Source organism: Kitasatospora sp. NPDC024654 (assembly GCF_055559155.1).
In genome coordinates this window covers 1-7967 of record NZ_JBVHLF010000159.1, presented here as the reverse complement: position 1 = coordinate 7967, position 7967 = coordinate 1, and the positions used below count along the sequence as shown (strand labels likewise).

Below are 7967 nucleotides of genomic sequence, written 5' to 3'. Positions count from 1 at the left end.
CCGTCCGCCTACCCAGACACACCGCAACGGCGCCAACGGCCAGCACAGAGATCAACTGACCAGCCGTCGGCCACTACCTGCGGATTCGGGTCTGACCGTGCTGCAGAACGCTCGGGCCAGACTCCAGCGCAGCGTCCTTGCGCATGCGCAAGCCGGACCGTTGCGCGGCTGCGCATGCGCAACCCGGTGCCGCTGCGCATGCGCAACGCCATCGCACCAGCCGCTGCGCAGCCGGTCGCAGCGCTGCACGCTGCTGCCGGCCCGCCTGCGCGGCGCTGCGCCCCTTGGGGCCGGCCGGAGTCGGGTTTCCTGTCGCCCGGAAACAAGGCACCGCGGTGCCGGGACGCGCGGGGCGTAAGATCACCGCCATGGGTTTTCGGGCGCCGGGAAACGCGGTTGACGGTGAGACACCGGCGGGGCGGGTGTGCCGGGAGTGCGGGAAGCCGTTGGTGGTGAAGGCGACGGGTCGCCGCCCGCGGTACTGCGGGGAGTCGTGCGCGTCGAAGGCCTCGCGTCGGCGCCGGCAAGAGCGGCAGCACGCGGCCATCGCCAACGCCCTGGCCGCGTCCACCATCGACGTCCCCGCCGACGACAGGGTTGTTTCCCGGCGCCAGGAAAGGGTGGACGTCGACCTGCCGTCCGCGCAGGCGCTGATCGAGGCCGCCCGGGGCGCTGAACGCCTCGCCCTCCGGTTCCTCCAGCGCCTCGAACAGGTCCGCGCCGCGGGCGAGGACGGCGAGGACCCCCGCGCCAACGACGCCCTGGACGCACTGGAGCGCGCCCTGGATGCAGTGCGGCACCAGGTGCTGCGCCGCGCCCACGTGCTGCGCTACGAGATGGTGAGCGAGCGCCTGAAGCAGGCGGCCGCCGCGACGCCGGACGACCCAGAATCATCCCCCCATGACCCAGAATCATCCCCTCTTGTTTCCCGGCGCCAGGAAACAGGGGGTGGGGCCGGTGCCTCGCGCGGGGCATCGGTTGGTGAGGACGGCGCGTCGCGCCCGTCGAGGGCCGGCGGCTTGCTGATGCTCCCGCTGGTCCCGCCGCTTGAGCGCGGCCTGGGTGAGCCGACCAGCCGCTTCCCGCTGAATCCGTCGGCCCCGAGTGGGAACTCCTGGGATGGCGGGGGCTGACCTCCGTGCACCTGGTGACCTATCAGGGGCGGCCGGTGGGGTGGGTCGAGCGCCACGAACGGGACCTCGGCCGCTGGGTGGCCTTCACCGGGACCACGGTCGCCACCGACGCCCATACCGGTGAGGCACTGTGGCACAGGCATGCCGAGTCCGCCGCCCGCACCGTCGCCGCGGCGGTGCGCCGCGGCCGGGGCCGCCCGGCGGCCGGCCCCGAGGCTACCGGGCCGTAACGGCGCGGGTGCTTGGAGGGGCGGCTGCAGGGGTGGCTGGACCGGGGGCTGCAGGGGTGCACCGAGAGGTGGACCGAGAGGTGCAGCCCCTTGTCCGCCGGAATGCCCGTTCTCGCAGGTCAGAACCCGTGGGCAAGCCCCCAGGTCGCGCCGACACCTCTACCCACGCGATAGCCGTGGGAGAGGTCTTGGGCTTCGAGCCGGCTGGTGCGCCGGCATGACGACCTGACGCCGTGTCACGCGTAGGCTGCCTGCGTCTGCCGGTCCACCGGGACCGCCTCCAGCACTCCGAGGAGCCCCGCCCCGATGACCACCCGCCGCCCCCTCGGCCCCGGCCCCGAGCAGCAGCCGGCCCCGAGCAGCAGCCGGCCTCGACCGGGCAGTCGCGCCCCGGCCGCACCGCCGCCGAGCTGGCCGCCACCCCCGGCGCCCCCACCCCGGCCGGACCGATCCCGCCCCGGCCAACCGGCCGCCGCCCACTCACCCGACGCGAGGAACAGCCACCCATACCCAGGGCGTCAACCGCCGCCTCGACCGACCAGCACCGCCACGCGGCACTGCCGGCCGCCCCGAAGAAGGGCCTGTTTTTAACGGGTTCCGTCGGCCCCACCCTTCCGGGTTCCGTTGGCCCCACTTCTGCGCTGAACAGGGGAGGGCGGGAGGAAGGGGTGCGGAGTTTCAGGTTCGTTTGGCCCCACCCCTCGATCGGGTGAGGTTTCACCACTGACCGCCCGTTGGAGTGGTGGCGCGGGTGAGGAGCGTCGTTCGGCCGGTAGCGTGTGGTGAGCCCGCCCGGATCGCGCCCCCGACAGGATGCGTTCGGGCGGGCATCGTGTTGTCGGGGCTGTCAGTACTGGCTGCGAGGATGCCGGTCATGAGTGATCACTCCGCTGCCATCGCCGACTACTGGGACGCTGCCGCGTCGTCTTTCGATGACGAGCCCGATCACGGGCTGAGGGCGGAGCACACGCGCGCCGCGTGGGCCCGGCTGCTGGAGGCGTGGGTGCCGCCAGGTCCGGTTGACGTCCTCGACGTCGGGTGCGGAACCGGTTCGCTGTCCCTGCTGCTGGCGAACACCGGCCATCGTGTGACCGGTGTGGACCTGGCGCCGAGGATGATCGAGCAGGCTCGCGAGAAGCTGGCGGCCGCCGACCTGTCAGGCCGTTTCCTGGTGGGTGATGCAGCGGTGCCGCCGACCGGCGACCAGACCTTCGACGTCGTGATGTCGCGTCATCTCGTGTGGACACTGCCTGATCCTGAGAACGCGCTGTGTGAATGGGTGAACCGGCTTCGGCCCGGTGGTCGGCTGGTGCTGGTCGAGGGCCGGTGGCGCGAGTCGGGGCAGAGCGGGGTGCCGTATGTGGCCGGGGCGGAGCTCTTGCGGTGGAGCGGCGGAGTCGGCGCGGATGATCTGGCAGCCGTCGTGCGGCCTCTCGTGGCCGACGTGCGGATTGAATCGCTCAGTGGGGACGCGGACCTGTGGGGCGGTCCGGTAACCGACGAACGGTATGCCCTGATCGCCCGGGTCTGATCTGTGCCGGGTGGGCGCCGGATGATGGCGCCCACCCGCGAGGCGGTGTGCCGGACGGTCAGGTCAAGGTGTCGGCTTGATGTTCCAGCGAACAGATGATCCAGTCGATCGCGGTATCGAAGCCGTAATGGTCGTTCACCGCTTGGTCGACGTGCTCGTCGGCCGAGGTGAAGAAGTCGGCCAGGCCGCGGAGGAAGTCGGCGAGCTGGGCCGGTTCGCCGGGGCCTGTGCCGGTCATGCGGCGGCGGCCTTGCGCTTGGCGGTGGTGCTGGCCAGCCGGAAGGACTCGGTGCCGGTCTCGATGATGTGGGCCTCGAAAGTGAGCCGATCGACGATGGCCTGGCAGAGCCGCTTGTCGGTGAAGGTCTCGTCCCACTCGACGAACGGCCTGTTCGAGGCGATCGCGATCGCGTGCCGTTCCTCGCGCTCGGTGAAAATCTGGAACAGCAGTTCCGCGCCATGGCGGTCCAGCTTGACGTAGCCAAGCTCATCAAGGCAGAGAAGGTCAACGCGCCCGTACTTCTTGATCGTGCGGCCGAGTTGCTTGTCGTCGGCGGCCTCAGCGAGTTCGTTGACCAGGTTCGCCGTGGTCGTGTAGCGGACCCGGCCGCCGGCCTCGGCGATCGCGGTTCCGATCCCGATCAGCAAGTGCGACTTGCCGGTCCCGGAGTCCCCGATCAGGCAGAGAGGCTGGCCCGAGTTGACCCAGCCCATCTTGGTGAGGGTGTTCACGACCGCCGGCGAGACGTTCGGGTTCTTCTCGAACTTGAAGTCCTCGATCCGCTTGGCGCGGGGGAAGCCCGCCTCCTTGACCCGGCGGGCCTTGCGCCGCTCGTCGCGGTCCTCGCACTCGCTCTCCAGCAGCTCGGCCAGGAAGTCGGCGTAGGAGGCGTGCTCGCGCACAGCCTGATCGGCGAACTCCTCCCAGCGGCCCCGGACGGTGGTCAGCCCCAGCATCCGGCAGGCCTGGTCGATGACGACCGTGGGATCGGCCTGCCGCTGTCCGGGCAGGCCGGAGGAAGCCCAGGACCCTCGCGACGACGGGGCCTGGGTGGTGCTCTGCGTCATGCTGAGCCTTTCGAGGTGAGGGAAAGCAGCTGGCCGTAGGCGGCCAGCGACGGCGCCGGACGGGTGTCCGGCGGCAGGTCGGGACGCTTGGCGGGCAGGGAGATCACCCGTGCCGCCACGATGTCCTCCCCGTCCTCCGGTTCGACCGGGACGGGCGACGCGATGACCACCGGCGGCGGGCCGCCGGCCGCCGCGAGCGCCTTGCGGGCCTCGATCGCCACCAGGTCCGGGGCGGTCGAGCCGGCGTCCAGGACAGCGGTCATGCCCGCGACGATGGCCTCGGCGGGAAGGCGGCGGTGCAGCAGCAGGACCTCGATCAGCGCCCGGGTGCCAGCCTGCGAGCCGTGCGCCTCGCGGGCGGCGGCCCAGAACACGTCGTGGACCGCGGTGAAGGACCCGTCCGCGCGGGCCGCGGCCAGACCGGTGGAGTTCTCCAGCGCGCCCGGCTTGGCCCGCAGGATCTCCAGGTAGTGGTCCAGCAGGTCCCGGTAGCCCCAGCGGCCGGCCAGCCGCGGGTGGCGGGCCACGACCTTGTGCCGGTCGAAGACGATCACTTCGTCCGCCCGCAGCGACACCCGCACGTGGCGGCCGATGAACCGTGCCGGAACCGAGTACTGGTTCTGGCGGATCGTCACCCGCGAGGTCTTGCTGACCTTCGGGTGCGAGGTCAGCCCGATGTCGAACTCGTCCAGCGGCAGGGGCCGCAGCAGCGGCTGTTCCTCACGGAAGTCGAAGCCGACCGAGGTTGGGCGGTTGTCGATGTGCCGGGCGTCCTCGGCGGCCTCGATTTGCTCGATCCGCTCGTTCAGCTCGGCCAGATCGTCGACCTCTGGGACCGGGACCAGGTGGTTTCGCCGGAACCTGCCGCCCTCATGCTCGACCCCGCCCTTCTCGTGGGCGCCGTCCTTGCCCGGGAGGCAGTAGAACGCGTCGAAACCGGCCCAGGAGCGGAAGGCCACCCATCGCTGGGACTCCACCCGTGAGCGGCCGAAGCACACCGTCTGGACCGCCGGCTTCAGGTTGTCGTAGCGGATGTGACGGGTCGGAACCCCGCCCAGGATCCGGAAGGCGTCCAGGTGCCCCTGCATGAACGCCTCCTGGCTCTGCGAGGAGAACACACTTCTCTGCACTTTCGAGGGTGCCTGTGCGGATCCTGGTCAGAGCGCGATCGGGAGCTCCTCGATCCAGCAGTCGACTGACTTCGCGGTGATCACGGCTTGGGCGTCCTCGGCGTCGGCTCTGGTCAGAAAGACGCCCGCTCCGGTGACGTCGGGTCCGTCGGGGCGGATCACCCGTGTCATGACGACGTAGACGCGGCGGTGACGCTCACGTCGGATCGTAGGGTTCTCTTCAGCCAACAGTGCGTCAATGAGTTCCTGGGCTGAGGCGATGTTGAGGCCAGCGTCGATCCCGGAGAGCGGCTGGCTGGGCCAGATCGGCCTGTCGGGGTAGAAGTTGTTGAAGAAGCTTTGGCGCGTTCGGCCGAGCACCCCTTCGGTCCAGCCGACGGCCATGGCGACCACATAGTCAGACTCGCCCTGGCTTTCCAGAACGAAGACGCGATCGTCCCGGCGAAGGGCCATGCTGGCGTGGTCGGCCTTGACCTGCTCGCTCTCGGCCTCGGTCGCGCATCTGATCGCCAGGCCGCGGTAGTCGTCACGGATCTTCACCACGGCGGCGGGCTTGAAGAGCAGGTCAATCGTTGTCTCGGGCTCGCCGGGTTCGTTGGGTTGGCCGAGGCTACGCATCAGGAGCTGGCCGTGGCTCGCCGTGTAGGCCAAGAGGTGGAACCTGCGCTCGCTGCGAAAGAACTCCTTGCCGGGGATGAGCTGGTGATCGCGGTCGAGCCAGGTGCTGTCCGTCATGGGCATACGATCTCTGTCCCGCCCGCCCTGGTCAATGTGATTGTTCAGCTGAGGGAGCTGGCTCCGTTCTCTCCCTGCCCTGCTTGTGCCCGTAGGCATTCGGCCTGCTGCTTCTTGACCGCGATGTGCCGCAGGCTCTCCTGCAGGCCGGCGACTTCGCCGAGCCACTGCATCCGCTGGGCCTCCCCGAGGCGCTGGCGCGTGTTGATCTCGATCGCCAGCAGCCGAGGTTCCTGGGCCAAGTCGAGGCGGAGCATAGGGCACCTGACACAGGCGTTTTCATGCTGGCAAGGTGTCCCATAGGGCCGGTCGCAGGTGCCGAGGGCGACCTTGCGGAGGCTGAAGTGGTCACGGAAGTCCTGCCACTCGGTGTCGCTGGGCTCGCGGTACTCCTCGCTGGGACGGTGGGTCCGGCGCTGGTCGACGAACTGCCGGTAGTGGCGGATGACCTCCTCGGGATAGACCGCTAATGGTGGAGTCGGGTATTGGAACTCTCCGAATGCCTCGGCCCCGAGGTTATCGTGGGTTGCTGTAAGCCGTAAGGGTTGTAAGGCATGCGGTTGTACGCTGGTCCCCGTCGCTGCGGTTTTCACTCCGCAGCTCAGTCGGCGGGTGCGCAGGCCCTCTGACCAGGGCGGCAAAGAGTTTCGATCGAGACTCTTCGTCAGACAGATGTCCAAACCTGCGAGCGGGCTGCCCTCATGCCTTACAGCGCCCCATGGCCTCTGAGCTGCGCTTTTGGCTACTCAACCCCAGATAACGGACGCAGGCGGTGGCCGAGTTGAAGCAGAAGATGAGCGAGGCAGCGTAAAATCTGTCTTCGCACCGCATCGGTTCAGTCTGTGTCGGCCAGCCACTGGTCGATGAGCGCCTTGCCAATCGAATCGACCCGGTACGGGCCGCCGAGAGCAGCGTCCGCCAGCCGCGCGCGCAGTTCCGCGGCCGTGAACCAGCGTGCCTCCACCACTTCCACGTTGTCCACATCGATCGCGTCGGAAAGGGCCTCGGCGCGAAACCCGATCATCACCCCGGCCGGGAACGGCCACCCCTGGGAACCCTGGTAGGTCACCGCACCCACGGTGACGCCGGCTTCCTCCCGCACCTCGCGGCGCACCGTGTCCTCGAAGCTCTCGCCGATCTCGACGAACCCGGCTAGGGTGCTGAAGCGGTTCGGGCCGGATGCCGCATGGCGGCCGAGCAGGCAGCGCCGGGGCGTGCCCGGAAGCTCGACTAGCACGATCACGGCCGGTTCGATCCGCGGGAACAGCAGCTTCCCACAGTTCTGGCAGGTCCGCAGGTGGCCACCATTGCAGGACCGGGCCGGGCCCCCACAGGCGCCACAAAACCGCTGATTGCGGTTCCAGTGCAGAATTCCCCGCGCGTACGCCAGCAGACCCGCTTCGTCCGGCGTGATGGTGGGAACCATCGCCCGCACGTCCAGCATCCTGTCCGCGCCGGCCAGCTCGACGGCGCTCACCCGTTCGAGCCCGGACACATCAGCCGCGAACACCGCCCTCTCGCCTTCGAGGCCGAGCAGCACCCGGTCGCCGGCCGCGACGAGGATGTCCCTCGCCTGGGCCAAGGGCAGCCGCAACGGCGTTTCGTTTCGCACCAGGCACTGGTCCTGCCACAGGGGAATGACCTGGGTACTGGCCCTGGTCAGCAGTGCCTCGATCCAGTCCGAGTCTCCCCGCCGATCAACGACACGGTCGAGCCCCAACCCGCTGTAGTACACCGCTCCTCCTGGATCACAGTGTCTGCCTGTCCTCGACACTAGCGGATACGTCCGCCGACACCCTCCGCAGCTAGAACTTGCCTAACATGCCTTACCGGATCAGATCTGGGATGAACTGGCTCGATGGCTTGACAACACTAGATAACCACCGTCACATCCCGCGGTCAGGTCCGTGCCAGGGAACGGGGCGATCGTCCGGACTCACGGGCAGGTGTTCGAGATTGACCGGACCGGGGTAGAAATACGTTCCATTGGGATGGATGACTTCCTCGCCAATGAGGTGCCGGTAGAGCCACTCGGCGAAGCTCATGATGGCGTCCCGCCGACTGGTGTAGCCGATCACGGGTGAGGTGTGCGCGGGTTCGCTCCTGGGGCGCACACCCGCGAGGGACTCACGCTCCCTGA

General features: G+C 69.1%; 9 protein-coding genes and 1 pseudogene. 3 read left to right on the top strand and 7 right to left on the bottom strand.

Features of this window, described 5'->3' with window-relative positions:
* Positions 1–449: 449 nt before the first annotated feature.
* From ACZ38L_RS37510 to ACZ38L_RS37500, 3 genes are all read left to right on the top strand, one after another.
* Entirely contained in the window at positions 450–1133 is a 684-nt protein-coding gene (locus ACZ38L_RS37510) for a hypothetical protein (protein ID WP_465702234.1), read from the top strand.
* A gap of 14 nt (positions 1134–1147) precedes the next feature.
* Entirely contained in the window at positions 1148–1363 is a 216-nt protein-coding gene (locus ACZ38L_RS37505) for a hypothetical protein (protein WP_465702232.1), read from the top strand.
* Positions 1364–2237: 874 nt separating this feature from the next.
* Entirely contained in the window at positions 2238–2894 is a 657-nt protein-coding gene (locus tag ACZ38L_RS37500; protein WP_465702230.1) for a class I SAM-dependent methyltransferase, read from the top strand.
* Between the two features lie 58 nt (positions 2895–2952).
* Here the strand turns inward: ACZ38L_RS37500 and ACZ38L_RS37495 are convergent, their stop codons facing one another.
* The 7 genes and pseudogenes from ACZ38L_RS37495 to ACZ38L_RS37465 all read right to left on the bottom strand — a co-directional run.
* Positions 2953–3132 (bottom strand): hypothetical protein, encoded by a 180-nt coding sequence (locus tag ACZ38L_RS37495; RefSeq protein WP_465702228.1) that lies wholly within the window; start codon positions 3130–3132, stop codon positions 2953–2955.
* Positions 3129–3851 (bottom strand): IS21-like element helper ATPase IstB, encoded by a 723-nt coding sequence (istB, locus tag ACZ38L_RS37490; RefSeq protein WP_465702236.1) that lies wholly within the window; start codon positions 3849–3851, stop codon positions 3129–3131. Before istB ends, ACZ38L_RS37495 begins: the two co-directional genes overlap by 4 nt.
* A gap of 107 nt (positions 3852–3958) precedes the next feature.
* Positions 3959–5092, bottom strand: coding sequence for a Mu transposase domain-containing protein (locus ACZ38L_RS37485; RefSeq protein ID WP_465702226.1), 1134 nt, complete (start codon positions 5090–5092; stop codon positions 3959–3961).
* 27 nt (positions 5093–5119) lie between these two features.
* On the bottom strand, positions 5120–5827 hold the full coding sequence (locus tag ACZ38L_RS37480) for a hypothetical protein (protein WP_465702224.1): 708 nt from the start codon (positions 5825–5827) through the stop codon (positions 5120–5122).
* Between the two features lie 44 nt (positions 5828–5871).
* A complete protein-coding gene (locus ACZ38L_RS37475; RefSeq protein ID WP_465702222.1) occupies positions 5872–6069 on the bottom strand; it encodes a hypothetical protein in 198 nt (65 codons plus the stop codon).
* 593 nt (positions 6070–6662) lie between these two features.
* On the bottom strand, positions 6663–7562 hold the full coding sequence (gene nudC, locus ACZ38L_RS37470; protein WP_465702220.1) for an NAD(+) diphosphatase: 900 nt from the start codon (positions 7560–7562) through the stop codon (positions 6663–6665).
* A 151-nt stretch (positions 7563–7713) separates the two neighbouring features.
* Positions 7714–7967 (bottom strand): annotated as a pseudogene (locus ACZ38L_RS37465) (hypothetical protein); the annotation flags it as partial.